The organism is Streptomyces sp. NBC_00464 (assembly GCF_036013915.1).
Classification (GTDB): Bacteria; Actinomycetota; Actinomycetes; order Streptomycetales; family Streptomycetaceae; genus Streptomyces.
The window spans coordinates 3,562,048-3,582,347 of the sequence record NZ_CP107899.1 but is presented as its reverse complement, the minus strand read 5'-3'; the positions used below and the strand labels follow the sequence as shown (position 1 = coordinate 3,582,347).

Genomic DNA, 20,300 nt, shown 5'->3' with positions numbered 1-20,300 from the left:
TGTCTGACGGGTCGTCAAATCGGAACCCCCGGGATCGGGGTTCCCGGTCAGTCGGCGATGAGCCCTTCCCTGAGCTGGGCGAGCGTGCGGGTCAGCAGCCGTGAGACGTGCATCTGCGAGATGCCGACCTCCTCGCCGATCTGCGACTGGGTCATGTTGGCGAAGAACCGCAGCATGATGATCTGGCGTTCGCGCGGGGCGAGTTTGGCCAGCAGCGGCTTGAGCGACTCGCGGTACTCGACGCCCTCCAGGGCCGCGTCCTCGTATCCCAGCCGGTCGGCGAGTGAGCCCTCGCCGCCGTCGTCCTCGGGCGAGGGTGAGTCCAGGGAGGAGGCGGTGTAGGCGTTGCCGACGGCCAGGCCGTCGACGACGTCCTCCTCGGAGACCCCGAGCGCCTTGGCCAGCTCCGGAACGGTCGGCGAACGGTCGAGCTTCTGGGCGAGCTCGTCGCTGGTCTTGGTGAGGGCGAGGCGCAGTTCCTGGAGCCGGCGCGGCACCCGCACCGACCACGAGGTGTCGCGGAAGAAGCGCTTGATCTCGCCGACGACGGTGGGCATCGCGAACGTCGGGAACTCCACGCCGCGTTCGCAGTCGAACCGGTCGATCGCCTTGATCAGGCCGATCGTGCCGACCTGGACGATGTCCTCCATGGGTTCGTTGCGGCTGCGGAACCGGGCCGCGGCATAACGCACCAGCGGCAGGTTGAGCTCGATGAGTGTGTCCCGCACATAGGCACGCTCCGGAGTGTCCGTTCCGTCGGGGCCCGGTGCGGGGCCCAGTGCGGCGAGCCGCAGGAACAGGGAGCGGGACAGCGTACGGGTGTCGATGGCTTCCGGCGAGCTGGTGAGCACAACGGGTGCTGGTGCGCTCTTGGTGAGCGTGAGCACCTTCGAGCTGCCCTGTTCTGCGGACATGCCACCCCCTTGAGGTCGCGGACGGTCGCGGTGGCCACGACCATCGGAGGAACGCAGCCTCCACCTGAATACCGGAGGGGAGGCTGCGGCAAACGCGGTTCCCGCAGAATGTCACATGTCGGCAACACGCTGTAGTGACTTGTCGACAAGTTCCGGGGGAGTCTGCCCAGTTAACAAGGGGTGTACGGCTTTTGGTCCACGGGAAACGCCCCAGGACCGGTCTACCCGTTCCGGTTACGCCTCGATCCTGTTTGCGGATCGAAGTCGGGCGAAACTTCGGGCCAGGAGCCTTGACACATGCATCTGGGAGACTCCCAGTTCGGCACTGATCTGGGACTGCGTCAGATTGCTGTAGTACCGGAGCATCAGGATCCGCTGTTCGCGTTCGGGCAGCTGTACGAGCAGATGCCGGACCAGGTCGCGGTGTTCGACGCCGGCCAGGGCGGGGTCCTCGTAGCCGAGCCGGTCCAGCAGGCCGGGCAGCCCGTCACCCTCCTGGGCGGCTTCGAGCGAGGTCGCGTGGTACGAGCGGCCGGCCTCGATGCAGGCGAGCACCTCGTCCTCGGAGATCTTCAGCCGTTCGGCGATCTCCCCGGTGGTGGGCGAGCGGCCGTGAGCGGTCGTCAGGTCCTCGGTGGCGCCGGTGACCTGGACCCAGAGCTCGTGGAGCCGTCGCGGCACGTGGACGGTGCGTACGTTGTCCCGGAAGTACCGCTTGATCTCACCGACGACGGTCGGCATCGCGAAGGTGGGGAACTGGACCCCGCGTTCGGGGTCGAACCGGTCGATGGCGTTGATCAGGCCGATGGTGCCGACCTGGACGACGTCCTCCATGGGTTCGTTGCGGCTGCGGAACCGCGCGGCGGCGTAGCGCACGAGGGGCAGGTTCGCCTCGATCAGCGCCGCCCGGACCCGGCCGTGCTCCGCGGTGCCCGGCTCCAGCCCCTGGAGCCGGCCGAAGAGCACCTGGGTGAGCGCCCTGGTGTCGGCGCCCCGGGTCCTGCCGGCCGGGACGGTGTCGTCGGGTGTCTCGGTCTGGATCGTCTGGGGCTCCTGGATCGCCTGGGGATCCTGCGGTGCAGACGATGCCTGGGGTGCGGGCGGTGCCTGGACCGCATGGGGCGCCTGGGACGCAGGGGGCGTCTGTGCCGCCGGTGTCGTCCGGGCGGCCTGGACCGCCTGGACGGTCTGGGGAGGCACTTGAGGCGCTGTACTGGCCGGCACGATGACGCCACCCCTTTGCGGTCAACTTCGGTCAACTCATCCGTCAAAAGCGGTCATAGCATCACAAGACATGTCCACTATGTGCAAGCACCCCATAGCGCCGTGTTGACCTCGAATCGGTTTAAAAACAAAGAAAGCCCCTCACCGTCGTGGTGAGGGGCTCGCAGGGCCGAAGGCGTCAGAACGGGTAGTCGGCGATCACCCAGGTGGCGAATTCACGCCACTGCCCGGCAGCCGCCTGGTGGGCCGGATGCTCGATGTAGCTCTTCAGCGCGGCCTCGTCGGCGACCGCGGAGTTGATGGCGAAGTCGTACGCGATCGGCCGGTCGGTGATGTTCCAGGCGCACTCCCAGAACTCCAGCCCGGGCACCTTGTCCGCCAGTCCCCGGAAGGCCTCGGCGCCTGCGACGACCCGCGGATCGTCTCGCTCGACGCCGTCGTTCAGCTTGAACAGGACCAGGTGGCGGATCATGGGGTACTCCTACTTCACAAGCTCGGACATGAAGTCGCCGACGCCCTGCGCGGCATCCGAAACGCCCTCGAACCCTACCTGGACGAGATCCGCTGCCCGGGCGGGGGACGTGATGATCGTGTAGAGCACGAAGACGACTATCAAGTAGAGAGCGATCTTCTTCGCTTGCACCATCGGCCCCTGACTCCCCTTCGATCCCCTGTGCAGTCGGGCGAGTCTATCCGCACGTATGGCCGTATCGGCTTGCTGTTTCCGATCACTCATGCGGACTTTAGGGACCAAGGACCCGGTGATCGAGGTCCTTTGCCCGCCCGTGCGGCATCTGCGGCGCGGCAGGATGGTGAACGAGCCCAGCGGATCCGGCAGGAATCCGAGGGGCGAGGAACAGGACCTCTCTGTGGGGTTCTCGCCGCGGCCTCCCCCGATCGCGGCGAGGGCTGGCAGGCCCTGTTCTCATCGGGGGGAGCGGCTTGTCCCCCCGATGCCGCTTCCCCCGACCCAAACGCACAGATGGCCCCGGGCCCGACCGTCGTCGGACCCGGGGCCGCTGCCGTACCCGGAGCCACCGCCGTACCCACTGTGCGGAGAGAAACTCGAAGGGCCCGACGCTGTGCGTCGGGCCCTTCACAAGAGCGGTAGCGGAGGGATTTGAACCCTCGGTGAGTTTCCCCACACTCGCTTTCGAGGCGAGCTCCTTCGGCCGCTCGGACACGCTACCGAGAGAGAGCTTAGACCATCTCGGCCGTCCGTCGAAATCCGATTCCGTGCAGCGCCTCGCGCGTACGGGGACGCCAGGTCAGCGGTCGCGGAAGAAGGCCGTCAGGAGGGCCGCACAGTCGGTCTCCAGGACGCCGTGGATCACCTCGGGGCGGTGGTTGAGCCGGCGGTCCCGTACGACGTCCCAGAGCGAGCCGGCCGCTCCGGCCTTCTCGTCCCGGGCGCCGTAGACGACCCGGCCCACGCGGGACTGCACCAGGGCGCCCGCGCACATGGTGCAGGGCTCCAGGGTGACGACGAGCGTGCATCCGGACAGCCGCCATTCGCCGAGGGCGGCGGCGGCCCGGCGCAGCGCGAGGACCTCGGCGTGCGCGGTCGGGTCGCCGGTCGCCTCGCGTTCGTTGTGGCCCGTGGCGAGCAGGGTGCCGTCCGGGGAGAGGACGACGGCGCCGACCGGCACATCGCCGGCCGCCGCCGCCAGGCCCGCCTCGTCCAGGGCGCGGCGCATGGGCGCCCGCCACGGGTCCCGTACGGGATCGTGCAGGGGGTGCTGTGCTGGGGACGGGTGGTGCGGGTGTGGTGCTTCGGTCACCCGCGGACCCTAACGGACGGTCTCCAGGACCTCGGCCGCTCCCAGCGCGTCCGCGATCTCCGTCAGCACGTCCGTCCGCAGCATCAGCAGCTCCGCCTCGGGGAGCCCGAGGTCGGACAGCACCCCGGTGTCACCGAGCGGACCCGCCGGTACGGCGTCGGGGTCCGGCCCGTCGTCGTCATCGTCGGTGTTGTTGTTGGCGTTGTCGGGGGATTCCGGCTCGCCGTCCTCCGTGCCGTCGAGGCCGACGAGCTCTTCGAGGGCGGCGATCGAGTCCTCGGCCGCGGGTTCGCGGCCGAGCAGTTCATCGGTGAGCAGGATCTCCCCGTACGAGGAGCGGGCGGCGGCGGAGGCGTTGGAGACGTAGATACGCGGGTCCTCCTCACCGTCCACCCGGACGACGCCGAACCAGGCGTCCTCCTGCTCGATGAAGACGAGCACCGTGTCCTCGTCCACCGAGGCCTCACGGGCCAGATCCGTCAGATCGGACAGGGTCTCCACATCGTCGAGCTCCGTGTCGCTCGCTTCCCACCCGTCTTCGGTGCGCGCGAGCAGTGCGGCGAAGTACACCGTGACTCTCCCACTGGTCTTAGAGCCTCTCGTTCGGATCGGACCGGATCAGGAAGCGGGGTCCGATCCCAACGAAAAACCCTGGGTGTGTCGGTCCGGCGGGGGGCCGGCCGGTGGTCCGGCCGCCCTGTGTCCCGCCCATCGGAATCGTGGCAGAAACGAGGGCTTCGCGAGAGCAGTTCCGCCGTTGAGTCGGCCATCAGTTCTCTCCGACGCCGCCACCTGGCGGTTCCGCCGCCGGCCGGACGGCTACCAGCGGAACGTCCGCATCCGCATGGCCTGGCGCATTCTGGCGGCCTTGACCCGGCGCGGCTGGACCCGGTCGCGGAGCGCCTTGGCCTCGTGAAGCTCGCGGAGGAACTGGGCGCGCCGTCTGCGGCGCTGCGCGTCGGTCTCCGGCGCGTCCTGCGTGTCCCGCGGGTCCGGTGCGTCCCGCTCCTGCTTCGCCCCGTCCGGCATCGGCTGGTCACCCCCAGGCTGGGTCCGTATGCCCCCACCTTCCCCCCGAACGTGCGGTTGATGCCAGCGCACGGGTGCGGGAGGCGCGGTTACTGTTGACGGCATGCGGATCCACGTCGTCGACCACCCGCTGGTCGCGCACAAACTCACCACCCTGCGCGACAAGCGCACCGACTCCCCGACCTTCCGGCGCCTCGCCGACGAGCTGGTCACCCTGCTCGCGTACGAGGCCACCCGCGATGTGCGCACCGAACAGGTCGACATCGAGACCCCGGTGACGCCCACCACCGGAGTGAAGCTGTCGTACCCGCGGCCCCTCGTCGTGCCGATCCTGCGGGCCGGCCTCGGCATGCTCGACGGCATGGTGCGGCTGCTGCCGACCGCCGAGGTGGGCTTCCTGGGCATGATCCGCGACGAGGAGACGCTCCAGGCGTCCACGTACGCGACCCGCATGCCGGAGGACCTCTCGGGCCGCCAGGTGTACGTCCTGGACCCGATGCTCGCCACCGGCGGCACCCTGGTCGCGGCCATCCAGGAGCTGATCAAGCGCGGTGCGGACGATGTCACCGCGGTCGTGCTGCTCGCGGCGCCCGAGGGCGTCGAGGTGATGGAGCGCGAGCTGGCGGGGACGCCCGTCACCGTGGTCACCGCCTCGGTCGACGAGCGGCTCAACGAGCACGGCTACATCGTGCCGGGCCTCGGCGACGCCGGGGACCGGATGTACGGCACCGCCGGCTAGGACCTCTCGTTCGGACGGCCGACGGCCGGGGCGCTTCTCAGCGCCCCGGCCGTCGTGCCGTACCCGCCCCGCGCGTTCCTCAGCAGGAGGACGGCGCCGGGGCCGGCTTCGTCAGGGCGGTCAGCGCCCCGGCGGCCGCCTGCGGCGTGCTGAACGCCTTGAACTTCGTCCCGATGATCAGATCGACGTCCCCGCTCTTGCGGGCATCGGTCTTCGTCGCCGCGCCCGGCAACTGCGTGCCGAGCACCGGGAACGTGCCGTTGACCGCGGTCGGGGCGCCCAGCAGCAGGCCGGTCCCGGGGACCTTCTTGTCGTACGCGGCGGTGGCATTGCCCACCTTGCCGATGGTGAAGCCGCGCTTCTTCAGCTCGTCGGCCGCCGCCTTGGCCAGTCCGCCACGCGGGGTCGCGTTGTAGACGTTGACCGTGATCTTCGCGGGCTTCGGCAGGACCTTCGCGGGCGCGGACGGCTTGGCGGTCGGGCAGTCCGCCTTGCGGTCGGCGGCGCTGGCCTGTTTGTCGCCGCCCGTGAAGACATCGATGAGCTGCAGCGTGCCCCATCCGGCCAGCCCGAGGGCGACCACGGAGGCGATGGCCGAGAGAACCAGTTTGCTGCGGCGGCGGGGGCGCCGCATGCGCGGGTACTTGTCACCCGTGATGCGGTACTTTCCGCCCATGCCGGGGGGAGTGAGCATGCTCATGGGCGCAGCGTAGTGCGACCCGGTGATGATGACTATTTGATGATCGGTGGATCGCACCCGTCCGAGTCGAAATTGCACTCGAACGACCCCTGTTGGGGAGTCGAACGGGCCGTTGGAGCCGGTGGCGGCGCCTCAGCCGAGTTCGAGCACGCGGGCGTGCAGCACCTGGCGCTGCTGGAGCGCGGCGCGGACCGCGCGGTGCAGTCCGTCCTCCAGGTAGAGGTCGCCCTGCCACTTCACGACGTGTGCGAAGAGGTCGCCGTAGAACGTGGAGTCCTCGGCGAGGAGCGTTTCGAGGTCCAGCTGGCCCTTGGTGGTCACGAGCTGGTCGAGGCGGACCGGGCGCGGCGCGACATCCGCCCACTGCCGGGTGCTTTCCCGGCCGTGGTCGGGATAGGGCTGCCCATTTCCGATGCGCTTGAAGATCACACGGAAAGCCTACCGGTCAAGGGCCTCCGGGCGCAGCCATGGGACGGGACTGCGGCGCCGTCCGAGGAGGCATATGGGCGTCCATTCCGGAATTGGGGCCGTGCTGAACGAGAACGGCAGTACGGGCGGGGGCGCACCCGGGAGCGCAGAGGGTGGTGCGAGCGGTGGCACGGCCGGTGGGGAGGTGGCGAGGCCGGGAGGTTCGGCGCCCGGCGCGCTCGGTGCGCTTCGGTACGACCTGCCGCGGATTGCGCAGCGCCGTAGGACCGGCCCGCGGCGGATTGCGCAGCGCCGAAGACCGGCCCCCCGGCAGACGGCATGGCACCGAAGACCGGCCCCCGGCAGACGGCATGGCACCGAAGAACCGACCCGTCGCCGATTGCACAGCGCCGAAGGACCCCGCCCGGGGCGGGGTCGTTTGCCTCACCTGCCCTTGGCCGCCGTCTTCGCGGCCTTCGCGGCCTGTTTGGCCTCCTGCTTGAAGGCGCGGACCTCGGCGAGCGACTCGGGTCCGGTGATGTCGGCGACCGAACGGTGCGAGCCCGGCTCCCCGTACGGCCCCGCCGCCTCCTGCCAGCCCGGCGGCCGGACGCCGAACTGCTTGCCCAGCAACGCCAGGAAGATCTGCGCCTTCTGGGTGCCGAACCCGGGCAGCGCGTTGAGCCGCCTCCGCAGCTCCGCCCCGGTGGTGGCCCCGGTCCACACCACGCTCGCCTCACCGTCGTACTGCGCCACCAGGAACTGGCACAGCTGCTGCACCCGCTTTGCCATCGAACCCGGATAGCGGTGCAACGCAGGTTTGGCGGTGAAGAGTTCGGTGAATGCCTCGGGGTCGTACGCGGCGATCTCATGGGCGTCCAGATCGTCTCCGCCCATGCGCTGCGCCAGTGCGTACGGTCCGGAGAACGCCCACTCCATCGGCACCTGCTGGTCCAGCAGCATGCCCACGAGTGCGGCGAGCGGGCTGCGGGCGAGAAGTTCGTCCGCCTCCGGCTGCTGAGCGATCCGGAGGGTGATGTCTCGGCCCTTGTCGCTGTTGGTCATGGACCCGATGATTGCCAGCCGGGGGTGCGACGGCCAGTGAAACCACCGCCGGTGTGACGGTTTGCAGCCGTTTGCCGATGTTTTGTGGCGCTTCTGTCGCTTCTGGCGCTTTCGGGGTGCCGGACCGGCTTCCGGCGCCGATGCCGCCGGCCGGAGCCCGTGTCAGCCGTCGAGGCGGTCGGCCCGGCCGTACAGGTAACGGGCTTCCGGGAGGCTCAGGGTCCTGGCGGCGGCCGAGCGGTAGGCGGCGCGGGCGCCCTCCGTGTCGCCGGCCCGTTCCAGCAGATGGGCGCGGACGGCGTCCAGGCGGTGGTGGCCCGCCAGCCGGTTCGCGAGGACGTCGGCCTCGGCAAGACCGGCCTGCGGGCCGTGCACCATGGCGACGGCGACGGCCCGGCTCAGTTGCGCCATCGGCTCGGGGGCGATGCGTACGAGGACGTCGTACAGCGCCAGGATCTGCGGCCAGTCGGTGTCCTCGGCACGGGACGCCTCGTCGTGCAGCGCGGCGATGGCCGCCTGCACCTGGTAGGGCCCGGCCGGCCCCTCGCGCAGGGCCTCCTCGACCAGGGCGGTGCCCTCGGCGACGGCTGCCCCGTCCCATCGGGTGCGGTCCTGCTCGTCGAGCGGGATCAGCTCGCCGTGCGGTCCGGTGCGCGCGGCGCTGCGGGCGTCGGTGAGCAGCATCAGCGCCAGAAGCCCGGTCACCGCGCCGTCCGTGGGCAGCAGCCGGCGGACCGAACGGGTCAGCCGGATCGCCTCCCGGGCCAGGCCGGCACGGTGCAGGGCACGTCCCGAGGTCGCCGTGTAGCCCTCGTTGAAGATCAGGTACAGCACCTGGAGCACGGCCGCGAGCCGCGCGTCCCGGTCGGCGGGAACCGGCTGGACGAAGGGGGCGCCCCGGACCTTCCGCTTGGCCCGGCTGATCCTCTGGGCCATCGTCGCCTCGGGCACCAGATGCGCCCGGGCGATCTCCGCCGTGGTCAGTCCGCCGACGGCCCGCAGGGTCAGCGCGACCTGTGCGGCCGGGGCCAGGTCCGGATGGCAGCACAGGAAGAGCAGCGTGAGGGTGTCGTCCTCGGACGGCGCCCGGCTGCCGCCCGGCACGGGCTCATCGGGTGCCGGCGCGGTGAAGGCGTCCCGGGGTGTGAGCGCGGCCGCCGCCTCCTCACGCGCGCGCCGGGCGTCGTCGCTGCGGAGCCGGTCCACGAGCCGCCGGGACGCCACCCTGATCAGCCACCCCCGCGGATTGTCCGGCACCCCCTGCTCCGGCCACTGCCGGGCGGCGGCGATCAGGGCCTCCTGTACCGCGTCCTCGGCCGGGTCGAAGTGCCCGTACCGGCGCACCAGCGCGCCGAGGGCCTGCGGGGCGTGCAGCCGCAGCAGGTCCTCGACCTCGGTCGTACGTTTCACACATCGCCCCCGCCGCTGTCGATGGCCCGGATGGCCACCGGGCGGGTGGGCGCACCGGCGGGTGCCGGGCACTGCGTGACGCGCGCGGCGATCTCGGTGACCCGCTCCAGGCTCTCGCATTCGAGCACCCAGTACCCGGCGAGCAGCTCCTTCGTCTCTCCGTACGGACCGTCGGTGATCACCGGACGGCCGTCCTCACCCGCCGAGACGAACCGGGTCTTCGCCGGTTCGACGAGTCCCTGGGCGTCGATGAGCTCACCGGTCTCGGCGAGATCGTCGTTGACCGCGCCCATGAACGCGAACATGGCCTGCACGTCCTTCTCGCTCCAGGCCGGATTGCCGGCGGACGCGTTCCCACGCATCGCCTCGTAGTCCGCCTGCGAGCCCTGCACCATCACCAGGTACTTCATGAGTCCGCTCCCTCTGTGTCCCTGCCGTCCCTCGTGGGCGACTCTCACAGGGGACGTCGGAGCGGGTCGACAGTTCTCGACACCGCGCCGGAGGGATTCCCGGGAAGCGCAGAGAACTCCCGGAACGGCTCAGGCGCCCGGCCGGCCGGCTGCTCAGGCGGGCACCGGGGTGTCGGACGAAGCGGCAGGCACGGACCCCGCCTCCTGTGCCGTCTCCTGCGACCGGCGCGCGGCTCGGTGCCCGGCCTGCGGGCGATGGGCAAGAACCCGGCCGGGCGGATCGTCGGGCCCGACGCGGAATCGGTGAGCGATCGTAGGGGCGGCGGCGTGCGGCCGGGTGTGCGGGGGAGGAGTCGCGGTCAGCCCTGTCGCAGCGCGGCAAGGCCCTTCTGCATGTCCTCGGTGTTCATGACCGGCTGAATTTCGATTTTCGCGCCCAGGCCCTCGAAGAGAGGCTCGGCGATCGAGGGGAGCACGGAACTGTCCTGCATGTCGAAGACGAACGTGCAGCAGCGCATGCCCTCGCTGGGGCCGAAGTAGGCGGCCTCAGGCTTGAGGCGTTCCGCGAGCGACTGCATGATCTTCGGCAGGCTGCCGTTCTTGACCGCTTCGTTCGCGAGCTGGGTGTCCAGCTGGGCTCGCAGCATGACCCTCATGGCCTGGCTCCTTCCGTCCTCCGGGACCGGCGCGGATCCGTCCGCGCACACGGGGCCCCGGCGACGTCCCGCTCAGCGTCACCGCGGGGTGTGGGGGCAGCCAACATCTCGTGCACCATCCGGGCTGCCCGCACTGCCCGCACTGCCCGACCGTCGGGCGGCTGCAACGGCCGCCTGCCGTGCGCCTCCAAGGTGCGGCGTACGCCGCAGGGCCCGGTCCCACCGCGACGTACCGCCGGTGCGAGCAGGGGCGGCGGACGCGAGATCCGAACGTGTGCGGGGCTGCCCCACACACACGCCGCCGATCTCTCCGACTGACGTGCTACGGGTGAATAGGCGCGCATCGCGGTGCGCCGCGGGTCGGGCTCCGGAACCCTGCTGAGTGAGGAGCAGGCGGGGTACGCGCTGTGCAGGCCGGTGGCCCGCTGCCTCCGCCCTCCGCAAGCGGCATCACGGTCCCGGCGAAGTCCGGCGGACGCGAGTCGAAGGGGGCGATTCAGTGGAGTTCGGTGCAACAGGGCCGTCCGGCCACACGCATGCGACGGACGAGCAGGCCGACAGCGCCGGTGTGCAGCCGGAGGTTCCCGGCGTGCGGACGGTTCCGGAGCAACCGTCCCAGCCGCCCGATGAGGGGTGGCGCCCGGTGCCTCGCCACGTCGCGTGCGTGATGGACGGGAACGGCCGGTGGGCGCAGCAACGCTCCCTGCCGCGCACGTCCGGGCACAGGGCGGCGGAGGCGACGGTGATCGATGTCATCGAGGCGGCGCGGTCGGCGGGGGTCGAATGGCTCAGCCTGTACGCCTTCTCCACCGAGAACTGGCGGCGCCCGGGCGACGAGATCGACTTTCTCATGCGTCTGGTACGCCGAGTGGTGCGCAAACACGCGCTGCTGCTGCACGCGCGCGGCATCCGGTGCCGGCTCCTGGGAGCCGAGGACCCGCGCATTCCCGCCCCGCTGGCCCAGGACTTCGCCGACCTGATGACGCTCACCGAGGCCAATCGCGGCATGACGCTGACCGTGGCGTTCGACCACGGCGGGCGCCAGGACATCGTCGCCGCAGCGCGGTCCCTCATCCGCGCCGGGGTGCCCGCCGATTCCGTCGACCAAGCGTGCTTCGCCGCGCATCTGCCCGTGCCGGACACGCCTGACGTGGACCTCGTGATCCGTACCTCCGGCGAACAGCGCATCTCCAACTTCATGCTCTGGCAGGTGGCCTACGCCGAGTGGGTCTTCCCGCCGGTGCTCTGGCCCGACTTCCGTGCGCCGCACCTTCTGGAGTGCCTGCACGAATACCGACGCCGCGACCGCCGATTCGGCGGGGTGGCACCGCAAGCGAAGGGACGACCTCAAAGGTGAAGGACACGGACAGCAGCCGTTTCACGCCGAACGGGCCCGGTACCGGGGCGCCGTACGGGAACCCCGACCGGGAGGTCACCGAATCCCCGGAGGAATCCCTGTTCGGCCCCGGCTCGCAGTTCCACCGCTTCTTCAACGATCCCCGATGGGCACTGGCCGTCGTCAGGGCCACGGTGCTGGAAGCGGCCCACCCGCAGATCGGCGCGGCCCTGGCCGACAACTCCTCCTTCGTGGTGCACCCGTGGCGCCGCCTGAGCAACACCCTCGTGAGCCTGCAACGCATGTTCGGCGCCGACGAGGACACCAGGCAGAGAGAGGCGGCGCGGCTCAACCGCCTGCACGCACGGCTGAGCGGCACGGACGCCAGAAACCAGCCCTACGACGCGATGGACCCCGAGGTACGGGCGTGGGTGGTCGCGACGCTCTTCGAGAGCTCCGTCACCATGTGCCGATTGAGCGGACAGCCCTTGGACCAGATCACGATGGAACGGCTCTACGCCGAATTCCGGGCCTTCCTGGCCGCCTTGGGGGATCAGGCGGGATATCTCCCGCCCACGCTGCCCGAGTTCTGGCAGTACTACGACCGCATGGTCGCGGAGGAACTGCAGAACACGGAGGCGCTGCGCATCATTCTCTACCAGCTCTTCGAACATCTGCCGGCACCGCCGCTGTTCCGTGGACTTCCTACGCTCTGGGCGACCGGTCGCGCGCTGGCAGGGCCGGTGATCGGCACCATCACCGTGGCATCGCTTCCCGAGGTCTTCCGCCGTCGTGCCGGGCTGCCGGAGATCCCTGGTGCCCAGACCCTTATGCAGGGTGCCTACATGGCCGCCCGTCTGACCGGTTCCCTGCCCGACAACTGGATCCAGACAGAGAACGTCGTCAGTCTGCTGAATCTGTCGCCGGACGGTGACGGGCCCTGGTCCGAGAGGCTCACCACCCTGCGCGCCCGGACGAAACGGGCCGGCGCACTGTTCCGGCTGATCACACCGGTAGCGGCACAACAGGGCGCTCCCGGCGGGGCCGGGAACCAGCGAGGTGCCCGAGAGTTCTTCACCGAGGTGCTGGACCAGACCGGGGACGGCTGTCTGGACTGGCCCGATCTCGCCGCCATGGCTCGGGAACTCTGCTCCCGTCTCGACCTGGACGAGCCGGAGGAGACCCGCTTGTACGACGCGTTCGCCGCGTGGTGGAAGGAACTCCAGGCAGCCCTGGACAGCGACGGCGACGGCCGGGTGAGCGCGGACGAGTACGCGGCCGCAGCCCCGTCCCTTGCGGGGCCGGCTCTGATCAGGGTCGCCGAGGTCCTCTTCGATGTCACCGACGCGGACGGTGACCAGTTCATCGACGCCGAGGAGTACCGGGCCCTGTTCAGGAGAGGCTTCGCACGCTCCGTCGCGGAGGGCGAAGGCCGCTACTCCCGAAGCGCGTTCGTCCGGGAGTTCCTGTCCTTCATGTCAGGCCGCCAGCGCTCGACCCCCTACGATCCGCTGCTGTCCGACGCATAGTGCTGGGGCCCCCGCCCGACCACTGCGATACCGGGGCGCCCGTTGCGCTCCTGAACGTCGAAGGCCCCCGAGAGCAATGGCGGAGGATACGAGATTCGAACTCGTGAGGGGTTGCCCCCAACGCGCTTTCCAAATGCTTGTCCGGCTATGGGGTCGCCGAATTGTGGTGTACGCCTGTGATCGAGGCCAGAGCGTGATTTATTGTTTCTTTGCTGAGCCATGGGGTGCTCGTCACTCGTTCGAGCATATTAACTAAATCGGCAGAGTGAATCCTGGAAGCCCAGAGCCAGCCGTGGTGGCCCTCGTTCGTCGGTTCTTCGCACGGCACAGCCTGGGACTGCGGACGGGACGCCGGCCCGGCCTCAGCAGTGGCCGGGGTGCGCGTACACCGTGATCACCGAACCGTCGACCGTTCGCTTGCCGCACACGTCGAAGTGGCCGGCGAGCGCGTCCCGCTTCACCCGGGCCATGGCGCTGTCCTCCACCGTCACGCCCGATGGTGAGGCGACGACGACGATCCGGTGGCGAGCCAGTATCCGAGCACGCAGTTCGCCGGGTGCCACCTCGGTGCCGTACAGGCTGTGCGAGGTGAGCGGGCCGCGTGCCCTTGCCAGATCCACCCCGCGGGCGGGCCCGGGATCGGCGAGTTCCCAGGCTCTGCGCTTCACGGACAGGTACACCACGCCGTCGTCGGGCCGGACGGTCTCGCGCAGAACGGCGGCGAGGGCGGTCATGTCGTCCGAGCGGCTTGCGGGAGTACGCAGGTCAAGGGCGGTCGGCACCAGTGCCGCGCAGGCGACGACGGCCGCGACGACCGCGCCCGCACGAATCCTGCGCCCGCGCCTCAGTACCCGGTCGAACGCAGCACCGAGGAGCAGCGCGAGGCCCGCGGAACCGTAGAGCACATAGCGGTCCAGGTACAGCGGCTTGGCCAGGGACAGCAGCATCAGAAGCCCGGTCGGCGCGAGGAACAGACCGAGACCGAGGACTACCAGCGTGCCCTCGCATGCGGTGCGGGCCCGCCGCCCCGTTCCGGCGATCGCTGCCGCCGCCAGGGCCGTGCCGGCCATGAGTGAGAAGTGGGCGTACTCGTCAGGCTTCGTGGCATCCAGCCAACTCACCTGGGTGGACTGCCGCATACTCACCAGCACAAGGGGGGTGAGCCCCACGACGACACACACAGCCGTCCCCACGAAGGTCCGGCGCATCTCGCGCGGTACGAACAGGGCATGCGCGGCCAACGCGAGAACCGCCAACTCGTGGAGCAAACAAGCAGCGAGCAGCAGCCCCGCGTACGCCGCCCATATGCCCCGCCGATCGCGCTCGACCGCTCGCACCAGGGCGTAGGTCGCCCAGACGACAAGGGCGCACACCAACGCGTACGAGCGGCCTTCCTGCGCATACCGCTGTACCCCGGGCAGAGCGACGAACACGAGGCCCGCGCACAGCCCGGCACGCGCCCCGGCCAGGCGAAGGCCGATCATCGCGACACCGGCCGCGGCCACCGCCGCGGCAAGCACCGAGGGCAGCCGCAGCACGAGCACATCAGTGCCGAGGATGCCGAACAGGCCGTGCATCAACAGGTAGTAGAGGCCGTGCACCGCGTCGATGTGCCCCAACGTCTGCCATACATCGGGAAGATCGCGATTCGCCAGCCCGATCGTCACGGCCTCGTCATGCCAAACGGCACCATCGCGCCGCAGACCCCATAGACCCAGTACGAGAGCGAGCAGCACCGGGACGACGACAACGCACCGCCGTCCGAGGGCCGCTGTTGCACGGGAGGCTGACGTGTCGCGAGACCGTGCGAGAAGCGTGCGGGGCGTGCGGGACTGGACGGTGGCGATGGCTGACTCCTGCAAGGCTCGACGGGTGGGACAGATCGAGTCCAGCCGCCGGGGATTTGATGCGCAGTCCCGGTTCCGGGGCCCAATCAATTCCCGGCGGGACGCCGAACAGCAGAACGCCTGCCGGATAGGGTCGTGGGGCTGACGGGGGGCTCGGCCGGGTGGTTGTGGGGCTCGCATCGCACGACGGGGGGAGCCACCGATGGGACGCCGGGAGAAGCCGCTCGACCGGGCTGCGGGCGCCGCTTCACACCTCGCCTGCGAACTGCGGAAGTTGCGGGGGGAAGCGGGCGGACCTACATATCGGGCGATGGCCGAGCACGTCGGATTCTCGGCCCCGACCCTGTCAGCCGCCGCATCCGGTGAACGGGTGCCCACTCTGCCCGTGGTGCTCGCCTACGTACGTGCCTGCGGTGGCGACGAGGCGGACTGGGAGCGGCGTTGGCGCCGGGCCACCGCGGACGCTGCCGAGGAAGCCGAGGCCGTGGTGGAGACGGCTGCCTCCCCCTACAAGGGACTGGCCCGGTTCGAGCCCGACGACCGCGACACCTACTTCGGGCGCGATGAACTCGTCGCGGAACTCGCCGCCTCCATCGCCCGCCACCGCATCGTGGCCCTGGTGGGCGGCTCCGGCAGCGGCAAGTCCTCCCTGCTGCGCGCGGGGCTCGTACCGACCCTGCGCGACGAACAGGACCCGCGGCGCAGGCCAGCCCTCGTCCGTGTCATTACCCCGTCGGATCACCCCGATCCCGCCCTGCTGGCACCGGTCGATGCCGAAGAGGGCGACACGGTCGTCCTGATCGACCAGTTCGAGGAGCTGTTCACGCTCTGCCATGACGACTCCGCCCGCGCCCGGTTCGTCGACGCACTGCTCAAGGCCCGCGCCCCCGAGAGCCGACTACGCGTCGTCATCGCCGTACGCGCCGACTTCTACGGCCGCTGCGCCGAGCACGGTCGGCTCGCCGACGCCTTACGATCCGCCACGCTCCTCGTTGGCCCGATGACGCCCGCCCAGCTCAGGGAGGCCGTCATCGGACCGGCGCAGCGTGACCGCCTCATCGTGGAGAGGGCGTTGACCGCCCGCATCGTGGCCGACGTCGAAAGGCAGCCGGGCGGTCTGCCACTGATGGCACACGCCCTCCTCGAAGTCTGGCGCCGACGCCGCGGCAAGACGCTCACCGAGCAGGCGTACGACGCGATCGGTGGAGTGCGCGGCGCCATCGCCCACACCGCCGAGGCGGTGTACGCCCGCTTCACCGACGACCAGGCTGCGGTCGCCCGTCGGCTGCTGCTGCGCATGGTCTCCCCGGGTGAGGGCACCCAGGACACCCGTAGGCCCGTGGAACGTTCCGAACTTCCCCTGGCACTCGCCGAGTCGGCCGTCCTGGAAGAGCTCGTGCGGGCCCGATTGCTCACCGTCGACGGCGCCACGGTCGACCTCGCCCACGAAGCGCTGCTCACTGCCTGGCCACGGCTGCACGGCTGGATCGAGGCAGACCGGGAACGGTTGCGCCTGCATCGGGCGCTGACGGAGGCGGCCCGTGTGTGGGAGACGCTGGGCCGGGACCCCGGGGCGCTGTACCGAGGAGTACGACTCTCGGCGGCGCGTGAGGCGTTCGGCGATCCGGAGGCTGGGGAGGACACGAGGGCTGCCGATGAACTGACGGCACTGGAAGGCGCCTTTCACCATGCGAGCGTGGCCGCCCACCAGCAGGCACTACGGACACGTACGCGTGGCGCCCGCCGACGCCGTTCCGTGATTGCGGCCCTGGCCCTGCTGATCTGCCTGGCGGCGGTCGCCGGCACTGCGGCCTGGCAGCAGAGCCGCATCAGCGACCGCCGCCACGACGAGGCCGAGGCCCGCCGTGTTGCCGGTGTCGCCACGGCTCTGCGCGCCTCGGACCCCCGTCTTGCCATGCAGTTGAGTGTGGCCTCCTGGCGGATTGCCGACCTGCCGGAGACCCGCGAGGCGGTGCGAGGTGCGGCCGCCCAGCGCGAGCAGTCGTCTTTCACACCGCGCGACGGCACGGGCGATATGCAGTCACCGGGCCGGCTCAGCTCGGACGGCCGGATCCTGACCAAGGTCGGCAGGGACCGCGTGTACCAGTGGGATGCAGGCACCGGCCGCTCGCTCGGCGCGGTCAGGATCCCGGGCGACGCCTTCGCCTCTGTCCTTGCCGTCAGCGGCGACGCCGGGCGGATCGCGTACCTCGACAGCCGGGGCGCCGTCGTTGTGCGGGACCTGCGCGACGGGCGGCGGTCGCAGCGGATCGGCGACCTTCGGGGGGACCGTCCCGAAGCCTGGTTCGGCCCCGATGGACGGCTCCTCATCACCAAGGACGAGGCCAACGAGGAGAACAGAGCCCGGGTTCAGGTCTGGGACGTGAACACGGGCCGGGTCGTGTTCACGACGGGGGCTCGCGAGAGCGAAGGCCCGAGCGCCCAACTGAGCCAGGACGGCAAGCTGTTAGCGGTCTGCGCGCTCGAGGCCGCCCGACTGTTCGTCTGGGACATCGAGGCGAAGCGCCGACTGCCCACCCCCTGGGCCCGCGAGGCGGATCGCGAACTGTGTGGAAACGGCGCCCGATTCATGTTCCTGCCCGACAGCCGTGCCGTCGCTGTCGGAGTGGAAGGGGGAGTCCGAACCTGGGATGTACGGGACGGCCGGGAGCGCCCCGTGATCAAGACGGGTGGCACGGACAGGCCGGAGGTGTCGTTCAGCCCCGACGGCGCGTACACCGTCACGCTCCGGGGCGCCGTCGCCCTGTGGCGCACCGCGCGTCCGAACCACCCGCTGATGACCTACACACCCGAAGCGTCCTACGCCGACGAGCCACGGATCAATCCGGCGGACGGAGTGCTGCGCTTCGTCGTCGGCGGGGCGAGCACCGTGAAGACGCTGGACGTTCGCACCGCAGTGGAGACCACCGGATCAGGGCGGCAAGGACAGCCCTACCAACAGGCCGAGTTCAGCCCGGACGGACACACGGCCGTGACGACACAGCGACACGGTGAGGACTGGGAGTTCCGGCTGCACGAACGAGGCGGCAGGACGATCAGCCTGCCGGGCCGGGCACGCGGGGGCGCAACACCCCACGTCGCTTTTTCGTCGGACGGCCGTACGGTCGCCTACGGGGGCTCCGAAGTCCGCCTGTGGGACGTGGATCACCGACGTGAGACCGCGCGAATCAAGGTGCCGGAACCGACCCGGACCATCGCCGTGGGCGCGGACGGCACGGCCCTGGTTTTCGCCACGTCCCGGCCGATCGGCGGGCAGAACGACGCCCCGAGCATCGTCGAGGTGTGGCGGGCTTCCGAGCAGACCAGACACCGTCTCCTGCGCACACAGACGGAGACGTTCTCCGCGTTCCTGACACCGGACGCGACCGCTCTGCTCACGTCGGCCGGTGATCGATACGATCTGGACACCGGCCGCAGAATCACCGGCCTTCGGGGCGAGGACACGCTGCAGTCTGCACGGTTCAGCCGGGGCGGAAACCACCTGGTGGTCAGCACCGTTGAGGGCCGGGTCACGTTCTGGGACCGCCTCGGCCAACACCGGATCGCGGTCCTCGCACCGTCGGTCCACCGCGGGCAACGCGAGCCGCCGGCCGTCGCCTTCTCGGCCGACGGCGCGTTTGTCGCGGTCGGAACCCAGGACGATTCGGTACGAGTCTGGGAAACCGCCTCGCCCGGCACCGCGGGCACGCTCGTCCAGATCGGCGAAGGCCGGATCTTCGGGCTCGGATTCACCGACGACGGCACCACTCTGCGCATCGCGACCCCGAACGGTGTGCACCAGGAGATCGGCGTACTCGACCCGCAACGGGCCGTGCGCCGGGTGTGCGAACGAGCTGGAGGCGGACTCGGGACGGAACAGTGGAGCGCCTACCTGCCGAAGATCCCCTACCGGGAGACCTGCTGAGCCCCGATGCCGCTGCTCGACCCACCTAGCGTTTCCTTGCCGCTGTCAGCCGTGTACGGGACGGGGAGCTCAGCGTGTCGACCCGCGCCCCTACCAGCGCGAGCTGGCGTACCGCCTCCGCGTGGAACATCCGGAGCTGCCTCCGCTGGTGGTGGTACGCGCACTCCATGGTCGTCCAGGCCGGCCCGAACCCCACGACCCCAGCGGCCACGGGCGCCGAGTGCAGCCGTGCCCCGCCCCCGCCTTCGAGCTCGTATCCGAGGGGCAGGGTCCAGGCGAGGGTGAGGGCGACGGCGAGTGCCACCGGAGCTGCGGCGGGCATCGCCTCCGGCCATCGCACCACTGTTCGCGGTCCTTCTTGGGGGAGTGCACGAAGCGGCTGTCATCGGGCCGACAGCGATACACATGCCCAGCATCAGAGCGGCGGCGGAGCCGGGATTCTGCCCCCACACCGGAATTACGAGGACCGCCGTGAACAAAAAGAGGAAGAGCGGCACTGGATAGGTTGTTCTCCTGCGTGGCGTCCTGAAGGTCGCGTTCCCACGTCTGGATGGAGCGGCGCGGCTACAGGCGCGCCGAACTGTGGTGTACGCCTGCGAACGAGACCAGGACCGAGAGCGGAGGCGTGTTCATTTGCCGGCCCCCGGGCCATACCACTGCATGGCTTGGCCGGTGATGGCGGCGATGCATTCGAAGTCGTGGTCTCGGTGCAGGAGGGTCAGCCCTTGGAGTTCCGCGGTGGCGGCAACGACGAGGTCAACAGCTCCTGCACCACGGTGCTGACCGCGCTGGGTCAGCAACTCCTGAACCTGCCAGGCGCGGTCGTACGCTCGGTCATCGACGGGCACCCAGCCGAACAGCAGCCGCATGTCCTCGATGCCGCGCGCACGGTCTGCGGCGGAACGGGCGCTGTAGAAGAACTCCAGCTCGGTAATGGGGCAGGTTGCGATGAGCCCTGCCGTGGCTGCCTGATCCCAGCCGTACTGTTCGGCGTCGTCGCGGATGAATCGAGCGAGCGCGCTGGTATCGATCAGGAACTGAGCCGCGCTCACCGCCGGTAGTTCCTCTTGTCCTCGAAGGCATCCAGATCGAAGCCACCCTCGCCCGCTGCGGCCCGCAGCCGAGTGAGAGCGAGAGCCCGTCGTCGGTTCTCGAGCACCTCGCGGAGAGCGGTGTTGACCGTCTCCTTCTTGGTGCCGGTCCCCAGTGCCTGAGCCACGTCGGCCAGCAGTTCGTCGTCGAGATCGATCACTGTGCGACTCATCGAGCACCTCCGGTGATATCAGATCGTGCAGCGAGTATATCTCGTTGGATATCAATCCGTCTC

At 70.0% G+C, this 20,300-nt stretch carries 21 protein-coding genes and 1 tRNA gene; 4 read left to right on the top strand and 18 right to left on the bottom strand.

What is annotated here, in order from left to right:
• Positions 1-47: 47 nt before the first annotated feature.
• The 8 genes from OG912_RS15995 to OG912_RS15960 all read right to left on the bottom strand — a co-directional run bounded on the left by OG912_RS15995 (position 48) and on the right by OG912_RS15960 (position 4,948).
• Positions 48-914 carry an RNA polymerase sigma factor SigF gene (locus tag OG912_RS15995; RefSeq protein WP_326737521.1) on the bottom strand — a complete coding sequence of 289 codons (867 nt, stop codon included), beginning with the start codon at positions 912-914 and terminating at the stop codon, positions 48-50.
• A 234-nt stretch (positions 915-1,148) separates the two neighbouring features.
• Positions 1,149-1,973, bottom strand: coding sequence for an RNA polymerase sigma factor SigF (locus OG912_RS15990; RefSeq protein WP_443061094.1), 825 nt, complete (start codon positions 1,971-1,973; stop codon positions 1,149-1,151).
• A gap of 343 nt (positions 1,974-2,316) precedes the next feature.
• Entirely contained in the window at positions 2,317-2,610 is a 294-nt protein-coding gene (locus OG912_RS15985; RefSeq protein WP_326737522.1) for a Dabb family protein, read from the bottom strand.
• Between the two features lie 9 nt (positions 2,611-2,619).
• Positions 2,620-2,784, bottom strand: coding sequence for a hypothetical protein (locus OG912_RS15980; protein WP_187285206.1), 165 nt, complete (start codon positions 2,782-2,784; stop codon positions 2,620-2,622).
• A gap of 459 nt (positions 2,785-3,243) precedes the next feature.
• A tRNA-Ser gene (locus OG912_RS15975) sits at positions 3,244-3,328 on the bottom strand.
• 78 nt (positions 3,329-3,406) lie between these two features.
• The gene (gene tadA / locus OG912_RS15970; RefSeq protein WP_443060983.1) at positions 3,407-3,919 is read right to left on the bottom strand and encodes a tRNA adenosine(34) deaminase TadA; all 513 of its coding nucleotides are present in this window, start codon (positions 3,917-3,919) and stop codon (positions 3,407-3,409) included.
• Positions 3,920-3,928: 9 nt separating this feature from the next.
• Complete coding sequence (locus tag OG912_RS15965; RefSeq protein WP_326737524.1) at positions 3,929-4,489, bottom strand: tRNA adenosine deaminase-associated protein; 561 nt, start codon at positions 4,487-4,489, stop codon at positions 3,929-3,931.
• 249 nt (positions 4,490-4,738) lie between these two features.
• Complete coding sequence (locus OG912_RS15960; protein WP_326737525.1) at positions 4,739-4,948, bottom strand: hypothetical protein; 210 nt, start codon at positions 4,946-4,948, stop codon at positions 4,739-4,741.
• A gap of 103 nt (positions 4,949-5,051) precedes the next feature.
• On the opposite strand from OG912_RS15960, the gene upp reads away from it, so the two are divergent.
• Positions 5,052-5,687, top strand: a complete 636-nt coding sequence (upp, locus tag OG912_RS15955) for a uracil phosphoribosyltransferase (protein WP_219573448.1) — start codon at positions 5,052-5,054, stop codon at positions 5,685-5,687.
• Between the two features lie 79 nt (positions 5,688-5,766).
• On the opposite strand, the gene OG912_RS15950 is transcribed toward upp, so the two are convergent.
• The 6 genes from OG912_RS15950 to OG912_RS15925 form a co-directional block, all read right to left on the bottom strand.
• On the bottom strand, positions 5,767-6,363 hold the full coding sequence (locus OG912_RS15950; RefSeq protein WP_326740687.1) for a LytR C-terminal domain-containing protein: 597 nt from the start codon (positions 6,361-6,363) through the stop codon (positions 5,767-5,769).
• Between the two features lie 156 nt (positions 6,364-6,519).
• Complete coding sequence (locus OG912_RS15945; RefSeq protein ID WP_073736427.1) at positions 6,520-6,816, bottom strand: type II toxin-antitoxin system VapB family antitoxin; 297 nt, start codon at positions 6,814-6,816, stop codon at positions 6,520-6,522.
• A 423-nt stretch (positions 6,817-7,239) separates the two neighbouring features.
• A complete protein-coding gene (locus OG912_RS15940; RefSeq protein WP_327709913.1) occupies positions 7,240-7,860 on the bottom strand; it encodes an HhH-GPD-type base excision DNA repair protein in 621 nt (206 codons plus the stop codon).
• A gap of 162 nt (positions 7,861-8,022) precedes the next feature.
• Positions 8,023-9,270: an RNA polymerase sigma factor gene (locus OG912_RS15935; RefSeq protein WP_327709912.1), complete on the bottom strand. Its 1,248-nt coding sequence runs from the start codon at positions 9,268-9,270 to the stop codon at positions 8,023-8,025.
• Complete coding sequence (locus OG912_RS15930) at positions 9,267-9,680, bottom strand: YciI family protein (protein WP_326737528.1); 414 nt, start codon at positions 9,678-9,680, stop codon at positions 9,267-9,269. The genes OG912_RS15935 and OG912_RS15930 overlap by 4 nt, the downstream gene beginning before the upstream one ends.
• A gap of 359 nt (positions 9,681-10,039) precedes the next feature.
• Entirely contained in the window at positions 10,040-10,336 is a 297-nt protein-coding gene (locus tag OG912_RS15925; protein ID WP_326737529.1) for a hypothetical protein, read from the bottom strand.
• 589 nt (positions 10,337-10,925) lie between these two features.
• Between OG912_RS15925 and uppS the strand changes: the two genes are divergently transcribed.
• A complete protein-coding gene (gene uppS / locus OG912_RS15920; protein WP_443061093.1) occupies positions 10,926-11,693 on the top strand; it encodes a polyprenyl diphosphate synthase in 768 nt (255 codons plus the stop codon).
• Positions 11,694-11,791: 98 nt separating this feature from the next.
• Complete coding sequence (locus OG912_RS15915; RefSeq protein ID WP_327713449.1) at positions 11,792-13,201, top strand: oxygenase MpaB family protein; 1,410 nt, start codon at positions 11,792-11,794, stop codon at positions 13,199-13,201.
• A 362-nt stretch (positions 13,202-13,563) separates the two neighbouring features.
• Here the strand turns inward: OG912_RS15915 and OG912_RS15910 are convergent, their stop codons facing one another.
• Positions 13,564-14,868, bottom strand: a complete 1,305-nt coding sequence (locus OG912_RS15910; RefSeq protein WP_327709910.1) for a glycosyltransferase family 39 protein — start codon at positions 14,866-14,868, stop codon at positions 13,564-13,566.
• Positions 14,869-15,358: 490 nt separating this feature from the next.
• On the opposite strand from OG912_RS15910, the gene OG912_RS15905 reads away from it, so the two are divergent.
• The gene (locus OG912_RS15905) at positions 15,359-18,973 is read left to right on the top strand and encodes a WD40 repeat domain-containing protein (protein ID WP_327709909.1); all 3,615 of its coding nucleotides are present in this window, start codon (positions 15,359-15,361) and stop codon (positions 18,971-18,973) included.
• 25 nt (positions 18,974-18,998) lie between these two features.
• Here the strand turns inward: OG912_RS15905 and OG912_RS15900 are convergent, their stop codons facing one another.
• The 3 genes from OG912_RS15900 to OG912_RS15890 form a co-directional block, all read right to left on the bottom strand.
• Positions 18,999-19,313 (bottom strand): hypothetical protein, encoded by a 315-nt coding sequence (locus OG912_RS15900; protein ID WP_327709908.1) that lies wholly within the window; start codon positions 19,311-19,313, stop codon positions 18,999-19,001.
• A gap of 289 nt (positions 19,314-19,602) precedes the next feature.
• Positions 19,603-20,025, bottom strand: coding sequence for a PIN domain nuclease (locus OG912_RS15895; RefSeq protein WP_327709907.1), 423 nt, complete (start codon positions 20,023-20,025; stop codon positions 19,603-19,605).
• Positions 20,022-20,237, bottom strand: coding sequence for a type II toxin-antitoxin system VapB family antitoxin (locus OG912_RS15890; protein WP_327709906.1), 216 nt, complete (start codon positions 20,235-20,237; stop codon positions 20,022-20,024). The genes OG912_RS15895 and OG912_RS15890 overlap by 4 nt, the downstream gene beginning before the upstream one ends.
• Positions 20,238-20,300: the final 63 nt, after the last annotated feature.